Here is an 18768-nt window from a genome sequence, read left to right as displayed (position 1 = left end):
GCGGGGCCTCACCAGCCCCGCAGGAACTCCGCCGTCGCCTCCACCGCCTCCTTGATGCCGACGCGGCGCACCTCCACCCCCTCGGGGAAGGCGCCGAACAGGCGGCTCGGCATCATCGGGTCGAGCAGAACGAACACCCCGGTGTCGTCGGCCCGGCGCACCAGCCGGCCGAAGGCCTGCTTCAGCCTCAGCCGCGCGATCATGTCCTCGTAGCGGCGCCGCCCGAAGGCGTCGCGGCGGGCGCGGTGCAGGATGTCGGGCCGCGGCCAGGGCACCCGGTCGAACACGATCAGCCGCAAGCTGCGGCCCGGCACGTCCACCCCGTCGCGCACCGCGTCGGTGCCGAGCAGGCAGGCGTGCTCCTCCCCCCGGAAGATGTCGATCAGGGTCGCCACGTCCAGCGGGTCGACATGCTGGGCGTAGAGCGGGACGCCGGTGGCGTCCAGCGGCTCGACGATGCGGTCGTAGACGGCGCGCAGCCGGCTGATCGCCGTGAACAGCCCCAGGCCCCCGCCGCCCGCCGCCTGGAACAGCGTGCGGTAGGCCGAGGCCACCTGCCCCAGATCGTCCTTGCGCACATCGGTGACCACCATCACCCGCGTGCGGTTGGGATAGTCGAAGGGCGAGGGCACCTGGGCGCGCAGCGCCGGCTTGGGCAGGTGGCTGGCGCCGCAGCGGTCCTCCGCCGCCTGCCAGTCCATGGCGGTGTCGCCGGTGCCGTCGGTCAGCGTGGCGGAGGTGACCACCATGCCGTGCGCCGGCCCGGCCAGCGCCTCGGCGAAGGGAACGGTCGGGTTGATCCAGTGGCGGTAGAGCCCGACGTCGACGTCGCGCCCGTCGATCCGTTCCACCGCGAACCAGTCGACGAACTGCGCCGGGGTCTCCACCGGCAGCGTCTTCAGCATGGCCCGCCACGCCTCGACGGTCAGCACGCCGCGCCGGGTCAGGCTGCGCGCCATGGCGTCGATGCGCCGCCGCTGGTCGCTGTCCAGCTCCGCCGTCTCGTCCTCCAGCCTTGCGGCCAGCCGCTTGGCCAGCCCGGCCAGCGGTTCCGCCAGCCGGACCAACGCCGCCTCCAATGCCACCGCCGCGTCGAGCAGCCCGTCCACCGGATAGGCCTTGTCGGCCTCCAGGCTGTAGGGGCCGCCCTGCCCCGCCGTCCGCGAATAGACCTGCCGCCGCGCGGCGAGCAGAAAGGCCTCGGTCGGTCCCTGCGGATTGTCGGCGGACAGCCGCGCCGCCCAGCCCTCCGCCGGCAGGACGCGGGCGCCCAGCATCACCGCGTCCATCAGCTCCTGCGCCTGTTCGTCGCTGGCGACCAGATCCTCGATGCGGCGCTTCAGCCCGCGGGCGCGGCTGCGCCCCGTCTCCTCGGCGCCCAGCAGCCAGCGCCGCAGCTCCTGCGTCTCGCGCCCGGTCAGATGCCCGGCGAAGGCGCTGTCCGCCGCGTCGAAGACATGGTGCCCCTCGTCGAAGACGTAGCGGGTGGGCAGTGTCGGCTCCTCGCCGCCGCCGAGGGCCGCCTGCACCATGACCAGCGCGTGGTTGGCGATCACCACGTCGGCCTTGCGGGCGCGGCGCACGCTCTTCTCGATGTAGCAGCGGGCGTAATGGTCGCAGGCGGAGTAGATGCACTCGCCCCGCCGGTCGGCGAGGCCCAGCGTCCGCCCACGCCCGGCGATGTCGACCAGCCAGCCGGGAAAGTCGCCGCCGGTCAGGTCGCCGTCGCGCGTCGCCGCGGCCCAGCGCGCCATCAGCCCCACCCCGATGGCGTGGTGCGGCTGCATCGGCATGCCGCGCACCGCCTCCTCCAGGTTCAGCAGGCACAGGTAGTTTTCCCGGCCCTTGCGCAGCACGACCTTGCGCGCCTTGGTCGCCGGTTCGGGGTAGAGGCGGTCCAGCTCCGCGTCGATCTGGTGCTGGAGGTTGCGGGTGTAGGTGGAGATCCACACCGTGCCGCCGTTCTTCTCCGCCCACACCGTGGACGGCGCCAAGTAGCCGAGCGTCTTGCCGACGCCCGTTCCGGCCTCCGCCAGCACGACGTTCGGCGTGTCGGGGGCGGGGCGCGGGGCGAAGGCGGCGGACACCGCGCTGGCGTAGTCGGCCTGCTGCGGGCGCGGCTCGGCCACCTTGCCGGGCACGCTGGCCGACAGCATCACCGACAGCCGGCGGCGCGCCTCGTCCGGCTCTACCGGGTGATGGGCGGGCGGCGGCTCGGGCGGACCGTCCTGCCATTCCTTGATGCGGGTCCAGACGCGCAGGCCGGCGCGGGCGGCCCCCTTCTCCGGCCCATCCGGCTTGCCGAGCGCGGCCAGAACGGCGGGCGCCCACAGCCAGCCGGCGCGCCCCATCTCCCAGGCGAAGGCCACCGGGTCGGACGCCTCCTCCCGCCCCGGCGTGCCGAGCAAACCCAGCAGCTTGCGCACCGCCCGGTGCAGCGCCAGCGCGTCGTCCTCCAGCCCGTCGGGGATCGGCAGGTCCAGCGCCTCGGCCAGCCCGCGCGGGGTCGGCACGCAGAAGCGGGCGGGCAGGACGAAGGCGAACAGCTCCAGCAGGTCGAAGGCGGCGAAGGGCTCGCTCCCCAGCCGCCGCGCCATCGCCCGCGCATGGCAAACGAGCGGTGGCTGGCGGCGCACCCGCTTCGCCGCGGCGGCGGGGGCCAGTTCCTCCACCTCCCCGTCGCCGGTCAGCAGGACCACGCGCCGCGCGCCGGCGACCAGGGCCGGCGCGTCATCGAGGCTGAAGGACGGGAGGGAGGGCGCCGAGGTCAGATCCATGGCGCGCAGTATAAAGGCGCCCGCCGCCGCAATGCGAGCAAACCCGTGTTGACCGATCGGCCCGCCCCCTCGAAAGTGCTCCCCCCGTCCTTGAGCGTCGCAGAGGAGAGGTCGAGCGCATGCGGTTTCCGGTCCGGCGTCTGCTGAGACTCCTGATGGCCCTGGCCGTCGCCCTGGTGGCCTTCAGCGTCGGCTGGGCGGCGCTCTACCGCGTGGTGCCGGTGCCGGCCACGCCCCTGATGCTGATCCGCGCCGCCGGAGGCTCCGGGCTGGCGCACGACTGGGTGCCCCTGTCGCACATCTCCCCCCACCTCGCCCGCGCGGTCATCGCGTCGGAGGACACGCTGTTCTGCGGCCATGGCGGCTTCGACTGGGCGGCCATCGAGGGCGCCTTCGAGGACAACGAGGAGGGCCGGCGCCTGCGCGGCGGCAGCACGATCAGCCAGCAGACCGCCAAGAACGCCTTCCTCTGGCCGGACCGCAGCTGGACCCGCAAGGGCATCGAGGCGTGGTTCACCCTGCTGATCGAGACGCTGTGGCCGAAGAGCCGCATCCTGGAGGTCTATCTGAACATCGTGGAGTGGGACGACGGCGTCTACGGCGCCGAGGCCGCCGCCCGCCACCATTTCAAGAAGCCGGCATCGGCCCTGACCCGCCGCGAGGCTGCCCTGCTGGCCGTCGTCCTGCCCAACCCGCGCAACTGGTCCCCGAACCCGCCCGGCGCCTACGTGGCGCGACGGGCCGGCGTCATCGAGCGCCGCATGGCGGTGGTGGAACGGGACGGGCTGGCCGATTGCGCGAAGTAGAATGCTCCTTTTCTTTGAAGGGTACATTGGCGCCTGCTTTGCCCCCTCCCCGGCCCTCCCCCGCTGACGCAGGGGAGGGAGATTTCTGCGAAACCGGCGCCTGCTCCCTCCCCTGCGAAGCGGGGGAGGGTTAGGGAGGGGGCAATGCTATGCAAGCCATCACCTTTTCTTAAAAACGACTACGCCCCGCCCCCCGACATCCGCAAACTCACCACCCCCGCAACGATCAGCAGAATCCCCGCCAGCTTCAGGAAGTTCAGCGACTCGCCGAAGACCCAAATCCCGATCGCCGCGATGGCCGCCGTGCCCACCGCGGACCAGATGGCGTAGGCCACGCCGACCTCGATCTCGCGCAGCGCCTGGGCCAGCATCGCGAAGGCCACCAGATAGCAGGCCACCACCGCCAGGCTGGGCCACAGGCGGGTCATGCCGTCGGACATCTTCATGGCGACGGTGCCCACGATCTCGAAGGCGATGGCGACGGACAGAAACAGCCAGCTCATGCGGGTCCTCGGCGGGTGATCCACATCCAGACATGCGCCCGAACCGTGAAACGGACAAGCGGCGCCCGTTGACGGACGGCGCGCTGCGCCCTAGGGTCGCTGCCTTTCTACACTTCCGTCGAGTTTTGAAGGGGCTCTACCATGACCGGCGAGCGGGAATTGGCGTTGCAGGCGAAGGCGTGGCCGTTCGAGGAGGCGCGCAAACTGGTCGCGCGCTTCGCGAAAGAGCCGCCGGCCAAAGGCTACGTCCTGTTCGAGACCGGCTACGGTCCGTCGGGCCTGCCGCACATCGGCACCTTCGGCGAGGTGGCGCGCACCACCATGGTCCGTCAGGCCTTCCAGCGGATGAGCGACATCCCGACGAAGCTGTTCTGCTTCTCCGACGACATGGACGGGCTGCGCAAGGTTCCGGACAACATCCCGAACAAGGAGCTGGTCGCCGCCAGCCTCGGCAAGCCGCTGACCCAGGTCCCGGACCCGTTCGGCACGCACGACAGCTTCGGCGCGCACAACAACGCGCGGCTGCGCGCCTTCCTCGACAGCTTCGGCTTCGAGTACGAGTTCCAGTCCTCCACCGACTGGTACAAGTCGGGCCGCTTCGACGAGGCGCTGCTCGGCGTGCTGCGGCATTACGACGAGATCATGGCCGTCATGCTGCCGACGCTGGGCGAGGAGCGCCAGCAGACCTACAGTCCCTTCCTGCCCGTCTCCCCCTCCACGGGGCGCGTCCTGCAGGTCCCGGTTCTGGAGCGCGACGTGGACGCCGGCACCATCGTCTTCCAGGACGAGGATGGGAAGAAGGTCGAGGTCCCGGTCACCGGCGGCCATGTGAAGCTCCAGTGGAAGCCCGACTGGGGCATGCGCTGGTACGCGCTGGGCGTCGATTACGAGATGTACGGCAAGGACCTGATCCCGTCGGCCGAACTGGCCGGGAAGATCGTCAACATCCTCGGCGGCACCCCGCCGCAGGGCTTCAACTATGAGCTGTTCCTGGACGACAAGGGCCAGAAGATCTCCAAGTCCAAGGGCAACGGCCTGACCATGGAGGAGTGGCTGGCCTACGCCCCGCCGGAGAGCCTCGCCCTCTACATGTTCCAGAAGCCGAAGTCGGCCAAGCGCCTGTATTTCGACGTGATCCCGCGGGCGGTGGACGAGTATCTGGCCTTCGTCGCCAAGCTGCCGGTGGAGGAGCCGGCCAAGGCGCTGGAGAACCCGGCTTGGCACATCCACAACGGCACGGCGCCGGCGGTGCGCTCGGACGTGTCCTTCAACCTGCTGCTGAACCTCGCCGGGGCGGCGAACGCCGAGACCAAGGACGTCATGTGGGGCTTCATCAGCCGCTACGCGCCCGAGGCGACGCCGGAGAACAGCCCCTTCCTGGACAAGCTGGTCGGCTACGCCGTCCGCTACTACCAGGATCAGGTCAAGCCGACGAAGCGCTTCCGCGCCCCCACCGACGCCGAGCGCGCCGCGCTGGAGGATCTGCTGACGCGTCTGGGCGGCATCCCCGCCGACGCGGCGGGCGACGTCATCCAGAACGAGGTCTTCGCCGTCGGCAAGGAGCACGGCTTCACCGAGCTGCGCGCGTGGTTCCAGGCGCTCTACGAGGTGCTGCTCGGCCAGACCACCGGCCCGCGCATGGGCTCCTTCATCCAGCTCTACGGCCTGGACGAGACCAAGGCGCTGATCCGCGAGAAGCTGGCCGCCTGAGCGTCGTCTCCTTTCCCCTCCCCCGCGCCGCCGGACCGCCGCGGGGGAGGGTTTTCCCAGCGGACCGGAGCACCCCTCGACCATTTCGCCGAACGCGCAAACCGCATCCAGGGAAGGCGGTGACCACGGGCGTGCTCGGATGGATCACGCCAGCATTCGGCGAGACATCGCGCGCCATCGTTCTGGTCACAAACAATATTCCCGGCCCGATCGTTTGTGTTTCCATCATCCGCTCGTCCGGCTCGAATGTGTGCAAACGGTCGAAATCCTGCTCACCCGCTGGGCAAACAACATTTTATTCCCGCATCGCCATGCGCACACCGCACCGCACCAATACCAACTTGGTATTACCATCCGCCAAGGTCAGAGCCTATGATCCGCCTCGTTACTGCTTTTGCAGTGCGTTTCCTCCCTAAACTCTTCAAGGCCGCGCCCCATCGGGGTTGCGGCCCTTTTTCTTTTCAGCCCGCATTTTTCGCCGCTTTCACATCGCCGGCCGCTGGCGTGACTGGAGGCGTGACCGCTGGTACAGGGTACGGTTGCGCACGACGGGCGCCGATGAAGGGTTCAATGACAAGTTCGGCGCCATTAGCGGCCCGTTAACCGCGCCGTCGTTGGATATCCGGATGCAGCCACGTCAGCCCTCCCACGCCGATCAAGACGCCGACCAAGACGACGACCGCCCCGGCGCGGCCCGCCCGGCGCCGCGAACGGGCACCCCCAGGGATGAGGGAATCGATCCCGAACTGCTCGGCTATCTGTTCGACGATTCTCCCCCGCTCCTCCTGCGCCGGAACCGGCCCGCCGCCGCGTCGGCACAGCGCTTGTGGAATCGCGGCGGGCCGGCATGGCCGATGCCGGGGTGCGCACGCTGCTGGCGCGCAAGCTGTGCCGGCTGCTGCCCGACCTGCCTCCGGACCGCCGGGACAAGGCCACCGCCGCCGCCTTGCGCACGCTGGAGCGGCTGGCCCGCGATCACGCGACCCATGTGCGGACGGCGCTGGCCGGGGCGCTGAAGGACGTCGCTTGCGCGCCTCCCGCCGTGGCGCGCACGCTGGCCCGCGACGTCGAGCGCTCGGTGGCGGAGCCGATCCTGCATTGCTGCACCACCCTGACCGACGAGGACCTGCTGGAGGTCATCGCCGCCCACCCGGCGGGCTGGGCGCTGGCGGCCATCGCGCGGCGGCCGGCGGTCAGCGCGCCGCTGTCCTGCGCCATCGTCGACACGGGCGACGTGGAGGCCACGGGCGTCCTGCTGGACAACGACGGCGCGGTCATTCCGGACGACCGGCTGGAGGATCTGGTGGAGCGGTCGGGCGGCCATCCCGACTGGCAGGCCAAGCTGGCCGGCCGTTCCGCCCTGCCGCAGCGGCTGGCCCTGCGGCTTGCGGAGTTCGTCGACGACTCGGTGGCCGACCTGCTGCGCCGCCGCACCGACCTGGACGCGGCGACCGCGGCGGAGGTCGCCGCCGTGACCCGCCGCCGCGTCGCCTGGGCCGAAGGGCGCGATCCCGCCGAGTCGCCGGGGCGCCGCGCCGTGCGCCTGCACCGCCAGGGTGCCCTGGACGAGACGGCGCTGGGCGACGCCCTGTCCTGGGAGGAGATGGACTTCGTCCGCGCCGCCCTGGCCCTGCGCGCCGCCGTCCATCCGGGGATCGTGGACGACATCCTGCGCTCCGGCGACCCCCGCGCGGTCACCGCGCTGGTCTGGCGGGCGGGCTATTCGATGCGCTGCGCCATGCGGGTGCAGATCCGCGCCGCCGGCATCCCGCCGCGCGCCGTGCTGAACGCCCGGCAGGGCACCGATTACCCGATGCCCGCGGCGGACATGGCCCGTCACCTGGCGCTCTACGGCGTCCGCTCCTGACGCCGTAGAGCGCCGCTCCCAGGCTTCCGGCCGCTGGACTGGCCGTTACTGGATTGACCGTTACTGGATTTCCAGGGGGCGGCGGGCCGGCGCCCGGCGCGCGTCGGGGGCCAGCGCCGGATCACTCTGGTAGAGCGGGCGCGACGGGTCGGTGTCGATCAGCTGCGGCGGGGTGACGATCTCCTCGCCCGACCCGGAATCGAACTGGATCACCGCCATCTGGCGCACCGTCTCGCACAGGGCGCGCTTGCGCAGGGTTTCCGGGTCGCTCGGCCCGTCGAAGGCGACGAAGGGCACCACGATCCCGCTGCGCTCCCCCGGGGGAACGGAGGTGTACACATAGTTCGACACCGGCCGGCAATAGAGCACGTCGGTGGCCGACGGGGTGTCCGCTGCCATGCTCGCCGAAGCGGCCGCCGGCGTGGTGGCCGCCGCCGTGTTCAACGGGGCCTTGGCCAGAGCGGCCTCGTAGTCTGCGACGGTTTGTCCCAAGGCCGCGCCGCCGCTTCCCAGCGCCAGGGTCGCGGTCAGGCAGAATGCCGGTGCAAAGCGAATCATGGTTCTTCCCCCCAAGCCGAACGGCCGTGAAAACCTATCCAAAGAATAGTGCGCCGCACCCGCAACGCCAAATTCCTGTTTGCCGTTCCGGCCATTCGCCGTAATCGATTGCACAGTTCCGTGTCCCGTGCTTGCGGTCACGCTTGCCCTCGGGCCGGAATCGCGCTAGGAACCGCCCTCGAAATCTCAGGGCGCTGGACCCCTAGGACGCTACACTCAATCGGTTCTGTCCTCCGCTGAATGGGGGACGCTCACGCTTAGGGAAACGCTCCATGGCTCGCAAGAAGATTGCGCTCGTCGGCGCCGGCCAGATTGGCGGCACGCTGGCTCTGCTCGCTGCCCAGAAGGAACTCGGCGACGTCGTGCTGTTCGACATCGCCGAAGGCATGCCGGAGGGCAAGGCCCTCGACCTGGCTGAGACCTCGCCGGTCGAAGGCTTCAACGCCAAGCTCAGCGGCGGCAACGACTATTCGGTCATCGAAGGCGCCGACGTGGTGATCGTCACCGCCGGCGTGCCGCGCAAGCCGGGCATGAGCCGCGACGACCTGATCGGCATCAACACCGGCGTCTGCCAGACCGTCGGCGAGAACATCAAGAAGTACGCCCCGAACGCCTTCGTCATCGTCATCACGAACCCGCTGGACGTGATGGTGTGGGTGCTCCAGCAGGCCTCGGGCCTCCCGCCGGAGCGCGTCGTCGGCATGGCCGGCGTGCTCGAACTCGGCCCGCTTCCGCTACTTCCTGGCCGACGAGTTCAAGGTGTCGGTCGAGGACGTCACCGCCTTCGTGCTGGGCGGCCACGGCGACACCATGGTCCCGCTCGTCCGCTACTCGACCGTCGCCGGCATCCCGCTGCCGGATCTGGTCAAGATGGGCTGGACCACGCAGGAGAAGCTGGACGCCATCGTGCAGCGCACCCGCGACGGCGGCGCCGAGATCGTCAAGCTCCTGAAGACCGGCTCGGCCTTCTACGCCCCGGCCGCCTCCGCCATCCAGATGGCCGAGTTCTACCTGAAGGACCAGAAGCGCGTCGTTCCGGTCGCCGCCTACCTGACCGGCCAGTACGGCCAGAACGACCTCTACGTCGGCGTCCCGACGATCATCGGCGCCGGTGGCGTCGAGAAGATCATCGAGATCGAACTCTCCGCGGAAGAGAAGAAGATGTTCGATCACTCGGTCGACGCTGTGAAGCAGCTCGTCGAGGTGGTCAAGAAGCAGCAGGCTGATAAGGCCGCCTCCTAAGGCGGCCTGTTTTTTGCCTGCGCGGCGGCCTGCGGCCTGTCGCTCCGGGGCGGACGGTTGAACCGTCCGCTTCCGGTGGTACAGTAACCGCGGTTGTTCGCGCCAGCCGGCGTAAGGCTTCCTGAAGGACTGAGCTCCCCTGAAGACTTGCGCCCTGGCGCGTCCGCCAGCAGGAAACGCCTGCCCGATCTTCGCCCATCGTCAGCCGACCCGAAATCCGTCAGCCGACCATAAAAACAGATGGACGCCCGATGAACATCCATGAGTATCAGGCCAAAGGCCTGCTGAAGAAGTACGGCGTCGCGGTGCCCCGCGGCGGCGTCGCCTACACCCCGCAGGAAGCCGAGACCGTCGCCCGCGAGCTGGGCGGCCCGGTGTGGGTCGTGAAGTCGCAGATCCACGCGGGTGGCCGCGGCGCCGGCCGCTTCAAGGACAACCCCGAGGGCAAGGGCGGCGTCCGCGTCGTCAAGTCAATCGAGGAGGTCGGCAAGAACGCCGCCGAGATGCTGAACCACGTGCTGGTCACCAAGCAGACCGGTGCGGAAGGCCGCGAGGTCAAGCGCCTCTATGTCGAGGAAGGCGCCGACATCAAGCGCGAGCTGTATCTCGGCATGCTGACCGACCGCGCCACCGGCCGCGTCACCATCATGGCGTCCACCGAGGGCGGCATGGAGATCGAGGAGGTCGCCCACAACACGCCGGAGAAGATCGTCAAGGTCGCCATCGACCCGGCCACCGGCATCCAGGGCTACCACACCCGCAAGGTCGCCTTCGCCCTCGGCCTCGAAGGCAAGCAGGTTTCCGCCGCCGCCAAGTTCATCGTCGCCGCCTACCAGGCCTTCGTGGACCTGGACTGCGCGATCGTCGAGATCAACCCGCTGATCGTCACCGGCTCGGGCGAGATCCTGGCGCTCGACGCCAAGATGAGCTTCGACGACAACGCCCTGTTCCGCCACAAGGATGTGGAAGAGCTGCGCGACGAGGCCGAGGAAGACCCGGCCGAGATTGAGGCCGCCAAGCACAGCCTCAACTACGTCAAGCTGGACGGCAACATCGGCTGCATGGTCAACGGCGCCGGTCTGGCGATGGCGACCATGGACATCATCAAGCTGTACGGCGGCGAGCCGGCCAACTTCCTCGATGTCGGCGGCGGCGCCACCAAGGAGCGCGTCACCGCGGCCTTCAAGCTGATCCTCTCCGACCCGAACGTCGAAGGCATCCTGGTCAACATCTTCGGCGGCATCATGCGCTGCGACGTCATCGCCGAAGGCGTGGTCGCGGCCGCCCGCGAGGTGCACCTGCACGTTCCGCTGGTCGTCCGTCTGGAAGGCACGAACGTCGAGCTGGGCAAGAAGATCCTCAGCGAGTCCGGTCTGCCGATCCTCTCGGCCGACAACCTCGCCGACGCCGCCGACAAGGTGGTCAAGGCCGTGAAGGAGGCCGCGTAAGATGGCTGTTCTCGTCGATAAGAACACGAAGGTGATCTGCCAGGGCTTCACCGGAGCCCAGGGCACCTTCCATTCCGAGCAGGCGATCGCCTACGGCACCAAGATGGTCGGCGGCGTCACCCCGGGCAAGGGCGGCACCAAGCACCTCGACCTGCCGGTCTTCGACACGGTGGCCGACGCGGTCGAGAAGACCGGCGCCAACGCCAGCGTCATCTACGTGCCGCCGCCGTTCGCCGCCGACGCCATCCTGGAGGCGATCGACGCCGAGATCCCGCTGGTGGTGTGCATCACCGAGGGCATCCCGGTGCTCGACATGGTGCGCGTCAAGCGGGCGCTGGGCAACTCCAAGACCCGTCTGATCGGGCCGAACTGCCCGGGCATCATCACGCCCGACGAGTGCAAGATCGGCATCATGCCGGGCCACATCCACAAGCGCGGCAAGATCGGCATCGTCTCGCGCTCGGGCACGCTGACCTACGAGGCGGTGGCGCAGACCACCGCGGCGGGTCTGGGCCAGACGACCTGCATCGGCATCGGCGGCGACCCGGTGAACGGGACGAACTTCGTGGACAGCCTGGAGCTGTTCCTGAAGGACCCGGAGACCGAGGGCATCATCATGATCGGCGAGATCGGCGGCGACGCCGAGGTCAAGGGCGCGGAGTTCATCCGCGACTCCGGGACCAAGAAGCCGGTCGTCGGCTTCATCGCCGGACGCACCGCGCCTCCGGGCCGCCGCATGGGCCACGCCGGTGCGGTGATCTCCGGCGGCAACGACACCGCGGACTTCAAGATCGAGTTCATGAAGTCCGTCGGCATCGCCGTCGCCGACAGCCCCGCGAGCCTGGGTTCCACCATGCTCAAGGTCTTCAAGGGCTGATAAAGCGGCGGGCGGGACCCCATATTCCCGCCCACTGCCGAAGGACCGGCGGCCCCGTGTCTCCTCCCGGAGATGCGGGGCCGCCCGGAGCCCCGCGACAAGCAAAAAAACTCTCTGAGGGAACCGGGCAAACGCCCGAGGCAAACATATGTCCGCTAATCTGGAGAAGACCTCGTTCCTGTTCGGCTCGAACGCCGAATATGTCGCGGAGTTGTACGCGCGCTTCCTGAAGGACCCCTCCTCGGTGGATTCGAGCTGGAACGGCTTCTTCAGGGAGCTGGACGACGACTCCCGCGCCGTCCTGAACGAGCTGAACGGCCCGTCCTGGAGCCTGGAGGAGGGCACGCTCGCCAACGGCGCGCTCGACCCCATCGCCGCCTCGCTGGACAGCATCGGCGCTCCGGCCGCGACCAACGGCAACGCCGGCCTCGTCGCCCACGCCCAGCAGGTCTATGGCGGCATCAGCCACCAGCAGCTGCGCGCCGCGACGCTCGACAGCATCCGCGCGCTGATGCTCATCCGCGTCTACCGCGTGCGCGGCCACATGAACGCGCATTTCGACCCGCTGGGTCTTGAGAAGCGCGAGCCGCACCCGGAACTCGATCCGGCGACCTACGGCTTCGGCCCGGGCGACATGGACCGCCCGATCTTCCTGAACTACTCGCTGGGCCTGGAGACGGCGTCGCTGCGCCAGATCCTGGAGATCCTGCAAAAGACCTACTGCGGGAACATCGGCGTCGAGTTCATGCACATCCAGGACCCCGAAGAGAAGGCCTGGATCCAGGAGCGCATCGAGGGCGGCCGCAACCACACCGAATTCACGGTGAACGGCAAGCGCGCCATCTACGAGCGCCTGATCGCCGCCGAGGGCTTCGAGAAGTTCCTGCAGCTCAAGTACACCGGCACCAAGCGCTTCGGCCTTGAGGGCGGCGAGTCGATGATCCCCGCGCTGGAGCAGATCCTGAAGCGCGGCGGCCAGCTCGGCCTCAAGGAGGTCGTCGTCGGCATGGCCCACCGCGGCCGGCTGAACATGCTGACCAACTTCATGGGCAAGCCCTTCGCCGCGGTCTTCTCGGAGTTCCAGGGCAACCCGTCCAGCCCGCAGGACGTGCAGGGCTCGGGCGACGTGAAGTACCATCTCGGCACCTCGTCGGACCGCGACTTCAACGGCAACATCGTCCACCTGTCGCTGACCGCCAACCCGTCCCACCTGGAATGGGTCAACCCGGTCGTTCTGGGCAAGGTGCGCGCCAAGCAGGCGCAGCGCAACGACCTGGAGCGCGAGCAGGTCATGGGCGTGCTGATCCACGGCGACGCCGCCTTCGCCGGCCAGGGCATCGTGGCCGAGACGCTGGGCCTGTCGGAGCTGCGCGGCTACCGCACCGGCGGCACCGTGCATTTCATCATCAACAATCAGATCGGCTTCACCACGAACCCGACCTATTCGCGGTCCGGCGTCTACTGCTCGGACATGGCGAAGATGGTCCAGGCGCCGATCTTCCACGTCAACGGCGACGACCCCGAGTCCGTCGTCCACATCAGCCGCATCGCCGCCGAGTTCCGCCAGAAGTTCAAGCGGGACGTGGTGATCGACATGGTCTGCTACCGCCGCCACGGCCACAACGAGGGCGACGAGCCGGGCTTCACCCAGCCGCTGATGTACAAGAAGATCCGCGCCCACGGCACCACGCGGGAGCTGTACGGCAAGCAGCTCGTCGAGGAGAACGTCCTCACCCAGGCCGAGTCCGATCAGATGATCCAGGACTTCATGAAGAAGCTGGAGGGTGAGTTCGAGGCCGCCAACTCCTTCAAGCCGAACAAGGCCGACTGGCTGGAAGGCAAGTGGTCGGGCCTGGAGGCCGCGAAGACCGACGACGAGCGCAAGGGCAACACCGGCGTGGCGATCGACGTGCTGCGCGAGGTCGGCAACAAGCTCTGCGAGTATCCGAAGGACTTCGCGATCAACTCGAAGATCGCCCGCCAGCTCGAGGCCAAGAAGAAGTCGCTGGAGACCGGCGAGGGCATCGACTGGGCGACGGCGGAAGCGCTGGCCTACGGCACGCTGCTGGTCGAGGGCAACGGCGTCCGCCTGTCGGGCCAGGACTCCGGCCGCGGCACCTTCTCGCACCGCCACGCGGTGATGTACGACCAGAACAACGAGAACAAGTACATCCCGCTGAACCACCTGCGCCCCGACCAGGGCCCGTTCGAGGTGCATGACAGCCCACTGTCCGAGGCGGCCGTCGTCGGCTTCGAATACGGCTACTCGCTGGCCGAGCCGCACAGCCTGACCCTGTGGGAAGCGCAGTTCGGCGACTTCGCCAACACCGCCCAGACCATCATCGACCAGTTCCTCTCGTCGGGCGAGTCGAAGTGGCTGCGCATGTCCGGCCTCGTGCTCCTCCTGCCGCACGGCTACGAGGGCCAGGGGCCGGAGCACTCCTCGGCCCGTCCGGAGCGCTTCCTGCAGATGTCCGCCGAGGACAACTGGCAGATCTGCAACCTGACGACCCCGGCGAACCTGTTCCACGCCTTCCGCCGCCAGATGCGCCGGCCCTTCCGCAAGCCGCTGGTGCTGTTCACGCCGAAGTCGCTGCTGCGCCACAAGCTGTGCGTCTCCAGCCTGTCGGAACTGGCCGAGGGCACGAACTTCCGCCGCGTGCTCGGCGAGACGGCGACGGACCTGCTGCCGAACGAGCAGATCCGCCGCATCGTGGTCTGCACCGGCAAGGTCTATTACGACCTGCTGCAGGAGCGCACCGCGCGCGGCATCAAGGACGTGGCGCTGGTCCGGCTGGAGCAGCTCTACCCGTTCCCCCGCTCCGCCCTGACCGAGGAGTTCGCCCGTTACCCGAACGCCGAGGTGGTGTGGTGCCAGGAGGAGCCGGAGAACCAGGGCTACTGGGCCTTCGTCGACCGCCGTCTGGAAGGCGCCCTTACCTCGATCGAGCACAAGGCCTCGCGCCCCAGCTACGTCGGCCGTCCGGCCTCCGCGTCGCCGGCCACCGGCCTGCTCAAGCGTCACAACCAGGAGCAGGCGAAGCTTCTGGAAGACGCGCTCGTCATCCGCTGACTCGACGCCCAGGCGTAGAACAAGAAAGTACGAGAGGAACTTATGGCTACCGAAATCAAGGTCCCCACCCTGGGCGAGTCCGTCTCCGAGGCGACCGTTGCCCGCTGGCTGAAGAAGGTCGGCGACGCGGTCGCCGCCGACGAGGCGCTGGTCGAGTTGGAGACCGACAAGGTCACGCTTGAGGTGAACGCCCCGTCCGCCGGCACGCTGGCGGAGATCGTCGCCGCCGACGGCGCCAACGTCGGCGTCGGCGCCCTGCTGGGCGTGCTGGGCGAGGCCGGCGCCGCCGTGGCCGCCCCGGCCAAGGCCGCCGCTCCCGCCGCCGCGCCGGCTCCGGCCGCCGCCCCCGCCGCCGCTCCGGCCCCGGCGGGCACCGCCGCCCTGGCCGACGCCGGCCCGGCCGCCCGCAAGCTGGTCGCCGAGAAGGGCCTCGACGCCGCGCAGATCGCCGGCACGGGCAAGGACGGCCGCATCACCAAGGGCGACGTGATCGACCACGCCGCCAAGCCGGCCGCGGCCCCCGCCGCCGCTCCGGCCGCCGCGCCGCAGAAGTACCAGTGGACCGCCGGCACCGCGGGCGACCGCCCGCGCGCCGCGCAGGAGGAGCGGGTCCGCATGACCCGCCTGCGCCAGCGCATCGCCGAGCGTCTGAAGGAGGCCCAGAACAGCGCCGCCATGCTGACCACCTTCAACGAGGTGGACATGACCAACGTCATGGCGCTGCGCAACGAGTACAAGGACTTCTTCGAGAAACGCCACAAGGTGCGTCTCGGCTTCATGTCCTTCTTCGTGAAGGCCGCCATCCAGGCGCTGAAGGAGATCCCGGCGGTCAACGCCGAGATCGACGGCACCGACCTCGTCTACAAGAACTACTACGACATCGGCGTCGCCGTCGGCACGCCGCAGGGTCTGGTGGTTCCGATCGTCCGCGACGCCGACAAGCTCGGCTTCGCCCAGATCGAGGGCAAGATCGGCGAGCTGGGCAAGAAGGGCCGCGACGGCAAGCTGTCGATGGACGAGCTGACCGGCGGCACCTTCACCATCTCCAACGGCGGCGTCTACGGCTCGCTGATGTCGACCCCGATCATCAACCCGCCGCAGTCGGCCATCCTGGGCATGCACAAGACCCAGGAGCGTCCGGTCGTCGTGAATGGGAAGATCGAGATCCGCCCGATGATGTATCTGGCCCTGTCCTACGACCACCGCATCATCGACGGCAAGGAGGCGGTGACCTTCCTCGTCCGCATTAAGGAGAACATCGAGGACCCGCGGCGCCTGCTGCTGGACGTCTGAGATTCCGACAAAGGGAATGCGGGAGGCGATGTCCTCCCGCAACCCGAGCGCCGGGGGCGAAAGCCACCGGAACCTAAAAAAAGGCGCCGCACCAGACTGTGTGGGGGCGCCTTTTTCTTTGCCGACCGGATGCCCGCTTTCACAGGACTCACACCAGCGCGGCGGCGATCCGGGCGGCGGTGTCCTCCGGCTTCATCACCCGCTCGGCGGGCAGGCGCAAGGTCATGACGGTCCCGGCGCCGAGCGTGCTGTCGCAGGTCAGCGAGCCGCCGTGCAACTCCATGAAGTTCTTGGAGATCGACAGCCCCAGCCCGGTGCCCTCGAACTGGCGGCTGGCGGAGTTGTCGGCCTGACGGAAGGGCTGGAACAGATGCTCCATGAACGCCTTCGGGATGCCGACCCCGGTGTCGGCCACCGACAGGGCGAGGGCGCCATCCTCCTCGACGCGGGCGGCCAGGGTGACGCTGCCGCCCTCGGGCGTGAACTTCACGGCGTTGGACAGCAGGTTCAGCAGCACCTGCTTGAAGGCGCGGCGGTCGACCCAGATGGCGGGAAGGCCGCCGGTCACACCGTTGCGCAGGTCCACCCCGTTGTCGGCGGCGCGGTCGCGGACCATGGTCAGGCACTGGGCCACCGCCTCGCAGGGGTCGATCATCTCCTCGGACAGCTCATAGCGCCCAGCCTCGATCTTCGACATGTCGAGCACGGCGTTGACGATGTCCAGAAGATGCTTGCCGCTGTCATGGATGTCCTTGGCGCAGGACTTCTGGCGTTCGTTCAGCGCGCCGAAGAACTCGCTGTCGAGGATTTCCGAGAAGCCGATGATGGCGTTCAGCGGCGTGCGCAGCTCGTGGCTCATGTTGGCCAGGAATTCGGACTTGGCGCGGTTGGCCATCTCCGCCTGGCTCTTGGAGGCGAGCAGCTCGGCCTCCTGCTGGCGGCGCTTGGTGACGTCGCGGATGACGCCGACGAAGACGCGCCGCGCCGCGCCGCCCGCGTCGCTCGGCCCGCCCTCCCCCTCCGGCCCGCCGAGCCGCAGCGCGCTGACCGCCAAGTTGATCGGAAAGGTGCTGCCGTCCCGCCGCAGCGCCAGGACCTCGCGGTCGTTGCCGATGATGCGCGAGCCGGTGTTGGGGCGGTAATCGGCCATCGAGCGGTCGTGGCTGGCGCGGAAACCCTCCGGCACCAGGATGTTGACGCTCTGCCCCACCACCTCCGCCTCGGCGTAGCCGAACATGCGCTCCGCCGCGGGGTTGAAGGTCTCGATGGTGCCGTGGGAATCGATGGTGACCACCGCGTCCACCATGGATTCCAGGATGCCGCGGATGCGGCGTGAGGCGCGCTCCAGACGGTTCTGGTCCTCCTCCCGCCGGGATTGCTGCCGCTCCACGTACCAGGTCAGCAGGGCGATCACCATGGACATGGACAGGCCCATGGCGATCCACACCGCGCTGTCGCGCTTCCATTCGCCCAGCGCCTCGGCCTTCGGCAGGGTGGCGGCGACGGTGAAGGGATAGTCGGCGACGCGGCGGACGCTGGCGATGCTGGGGCGCCCGTCGGTGGGCAGCACGCTGTCCAGCGTCGCCGCGTCCCGCGTGCGCAGCGCGGCGTCGACGTCCGGCCAGTCGGCCAGCGTGGCGAGGCGCTGCCGGCCCTCGTCCCAGGGGCGGTGGATCAGCACCGTGCCGTCGGCCAGCGCCAGGGTGACCGTACCCTCCAGCCCCAGCCGCAGCCCCTCGAAGCCGGCCCCCAGCCGCAGCGGGTTGATCATGGCGACCACCACCCCGGCGAAGCTCCCGTCCGGGTGGGACCAGCGGCGGCTCATCGGGATGACGTAGGTGCCGGGAAAAGCGATGCTGGCGATCGGCGCGCCGACGTGAAGCCCGCCGTCCGACGCGCCCTCGTCCCGGTGGACCGCGAAATAGGGCCGGTTGGTCAGGTCGAAGGCCGGCGGGCTGCTGTCGGCGGAGTGGTGCAGGACGCGGCCCTGCTCGTCCACCACAACCAGCCCGGAGATCGGGCCGATGGCGTCGCGCCGGTTGCGCAGAAGGGCGTTCACCGACGGCGCCGCCACGGTGCGGGCCTGCGGGTGGGTGTCGAGGACGGTGACCAGATCGGACAGCAGCAGGTCCACGCTGAACACCGTGCGGACGGCCTGCTCCTCCAGGATGCGGGCAAGGTTGCGGGTCGAACGCTCGGCTCCCTGCACCGCCTCGCTGTGGCGCTGCCAGACGCCGTAGCCGATCATCGCGTTGACCACGACGATGAAGGCCACGCCGGACGCCCGCATCAGGAAGCGCACCGACCCCAGCACCTCGAACAGCCGCTCTCCTATTCCGGTGGGGCCCATTCCAGAGGGCGGCAGGTTCGCGTCGCGAACCGGTTTGCGGCTGGCCATGGCTGTGAACAACTCTCCGCACGCCGTCCAAACGGGGCCTCTGGTGGACCGCCCGCGTGGCATTGCCCAACGCAAGACGGTACCGTCCCCGGCCACCGTCAATCTCGCGCGAAAACCATAATGGAAGTTTAACCTTAATGCATCAATGAAGCCGATTGTCCGGATGCGCGATTGCCGCTTTGCCTGACGCTCTCCGGGCGTTAAGACTTCGGGGGA

General features: G+C 69.1%; 12 protein-coding genes and 1 pseudogene. 9 read left to right on the top strand and 4 right to left on the bottom strand.

Annotated elements, in window-relative coordinates:
- Positions 1–8: 8 nt before the first annotated feature.
- Positions 9–2777, bottom strand: a complete 2769-nt coding sequence (locus ACWPN5_RS02840) for an ATP-dependent DNA helicase (RefSeq protein ID WP_492294126.1) — start codon at positions 2775–2777, stop codon at positions 9–11.
- Positions 2778–2896: 119 nt separating this feature from the next.
- Between ACWPN5_RS02840 and mtgA the strand changes: the two genes are divergently transcribed.
- Positions 2897–3583 (top strand): monofunctional biosynthetic peptidoglycan transglycosylase, encoded by a 687-nt coding sequence (gene mtgA, locus ACWPN5_RS02835; protein WP_492294124.1) that lies wholly within the window; start codon positions 2897–2899, stop codon positions 3581–3583.
- A gap of 179 nt (positions 3584–3762) precedes the next feature.
- Here mtgA and ACWPN5_RS02830 read toward each other — a convergent pair whose 3' ends face one another.
- Entirely contained in the window at positions 3763–4086 is a 324-nt protein-coding gene (locus ACWPN5_RS02830; RefSeq protein ID WP_038529606.1) for a DMT family transporter, read from the bottom strand.
- 141 nt (positions 4087–4227) lie between these two features.
- On the opposite strand from ACWPN5_RS02830, the gene ACWPN5_RS02825 reads away from it, so the two are divergent.
- The 3 genes from ACWPN5_RS02825 to ACWPN5_RS02815 all read left to right on the top strand — a co-directional run bounded on the left by ACWPN5_RS02825 (position 4228) and on the right by ACWPN5_RS02815 (position 7663).
- The gene (locus ACWPN5_RS02825) at positions 4228–5796 is read left to right on the top strand and encodes a lysine--tRNA ligase (RefSeq protein WP_492294122.1); all 1569 of its coding nucleotides are present in this window, start codon (positions 4228–4230) and stop codon (positions 5794–5796) included.
- A 139-nt stretch (positions 5797–5935) separates the two neighbouring features.
- The gene (locus tag ACWPN5_RS02820) at positions 5936–6172 is read left to right on the top strand and encodes a hypothetical protein (protein ID WP_145682365.1); all 237 of its coding nucleotides are present in this window, start codon (positions 5936–5938) and stop codon (positions 6170–6172) included.
- Between the two features lie 471 nt (positions 6173–6643).
- On the top strand, positions 6644–7663 hold the full coding sequence (locus tag ACWPN5_RS02815) for a DUF2336 domain-containing protein (protein WP_492294120.1): 1020 nt from the start codon (positions 6644–6646) through the stop codon (positions 7661–7663).
- A gap of 60 nt (positions 7664–7723) precedes the next feature.
- Here ACWPN5_RS02815 and ACWPN5_RS02810 read toward each other — a convergent pair whose 3' ends face one another.
- Positions 7724–8221: a hypothetical protein gene (locus tag ACWPN5_RS02810; RefSeq protein ID WP_145682367.1), complete on the bottom strand. Its 498-nt coding sequence runs from the start codon at positions 8219–8221 to the stop codon at positions 7724–7726.
- A 272-nt stretch (positions 8222–8493) separates the two neighbouring features.
- Between ACWPN5_RS02810 and mdh the strand changes: the two are divergent.
- The 5 genes and pseudogenes from mdh to odhB all read left to right on the top strand — a co-directional run bounded on the left by mdh (position 8494) and on the right by odhB (position 16154).
- Positions 8494–9463 (top strand): annotated as a pseudogene (gene mdh, locus ACWPN5_RS02805) (malate dehydrogenase).
- Positions 9464–9714: 251 nt separating this feature from the next.
- A complete protein-coding gene (gene sucC / locus ACWPN5_RS02800) occupies positions 9715–10911 on the top strand; it encodes an ADP-forming succinate--CoA ligase subunit beta (protein WP_014241629.1) in 1197 nt (398 codons plus the stop codon).
- 1 nt (position 10912) lies between these two features.
- Positions 10913–11788 (top strand): succinate--CoA ligase subunit alpha, encoded by an 876-nt coding sequence (gene sucD, locus ACWPN5_RS02795; RefSeq protein ID WP_014241630.1) that lies wholly within the window; start codon positions 10913–10915, stop codon positions 11786–11788.
- A gap of 148 nt (positions 11789–11936) precedes the next feature.
- A complete protein-coding gene (locus ACWPN5_RS02790; RefSeq protein WP_145682368.1) occupies positions 11937–14861 on the top strand; it encodes a 2-oxoglutarate dehydrogenase E1 component in 2925 nt (974 codons plus the stop codon).
- 42 nt (positions 14862–14903) lie between these two features.
- On the top strand, positions 14904–16154 hold the full coding sequence (odhB, locus tag ACWPN5_RS02785) for a 2-oxoglutarate dehydrogenase complex dihydrolipoyllysine-residue succinyltransferase (RefSeq protein WP_492294117.1): 1251 nt from the start codon (positions 14904–14906) through the stop codon (positions 16152–16154).
- A gap of 148 nt (positions 16155–16302) precedes the next feature.
- Here the strand turns inward: odhB and ACWPN5_RS02780 are convergent, their stop codons facing one another.
- Positions 16303–18552, bottom strand: a complete 2250-nt coding sequence (locus ACWPN5_RS02780; RefSeq protein ID WP_492294115.1) for an ATP-binding protein — start codon at positions 18550–18552, stop codon at positions 16303–16305.
- Positions 18553–18768: the final 216 nt, after the last annotated feature.

This window comes from Azospirillum sp. UENF 211521 (assembly GCF_058780535.1).
Note: the sequence above shows the minus strand (reverse complement) of the source record. Positions and strands in the feature narration are given on the sequence as shown.

Bases quoted from the DNA above. Each gene is read 5' to 3' on its own strand.
- ACWPN5_RS02780 (WP_492294115.1), bottom strand. From the start codon at position 18,552: ATGGCCAGCCGCAAACCGGTTCGCGACGCGAACCTGCCGCCCTCTGGA.
- sucC (WP_014241629.1), top strand. From the start codon at position 9,715: ATGAACATCCATGAGTATCAGGCCAAAGGCCTGCTGAAGAAGTACGGC.
- odhB (WP_492294117.1), top strand. From the start codon at position 14,904: ATGGCTACCGAAATCAAGGTCCCCACCCTGGGCGAGTCCGTCTCCGAG.
- ACWPN5_RS02825 (WP_492294122.1), top strand. From the start codon at position 4,228: ATGACCGGCGAGCGGGAATTGGCGTTGCAGGCGAAGGCGTGGCCGTTC.
- ACWPN5_RS02790 (WP_145682368.1), top strand. From the start codon at position 11,937: ATGTCCGCTAATCTGGAGAAGACCTCGTTCCTGTTCGGCTCGAACGCC.
- ACWPN5_RS02815 (WP_492294120.1), top strand. From the start codon at position 6,644: ATGGCCGATGCCGGGGTGCGCACGCTGCTGGCGCGCAAGCTGTGCCGG.
- ACWPN5_RS02820 (WP_145682365.1), top strand. From the start codon at position 5,936: ATGGATCACGCCAGCATTCGGCGAGACATCGCGCGCCATCGTTCTGGT.
- ACWPN5_RS02840 (WP_492294126.1), bottom strand. From the start codon at position 2,777: ATGGATCTGACCTCGGCGCCCTCCCTCCCGTCCTTCAGCCTCGATGAC.
- sucD (WP_014241630.1), top strand. From the start codon at position 10,913: ATGGCTGTTCTCGTCGATAAGAACACGAAGGTGATCTGCCAGGGCTTC.
- ACWPN5_RS02810 (WP_145682367.1), bottom strand. From the start codon at position 8,221: ATGATTCGCTTTGCACCGGCATTCTGCCTGACCGCGACCCTGGCGCTG.
- mtgA (WP_492294124.1), top strand. From the start codon at position 2,897: ATGCGGTTTCCGGTCCGGCGTCTGCTGAGACTCCTGATGGCCCTGGCC.
- ACWPN5_RS02830 (WP_038529606.1), bottom strand. From the start codon at position 4,086: ATGAGCTGGCTGTTTCTGTCCGTCGCCATCGCCTTCGAGATCGTGGGC.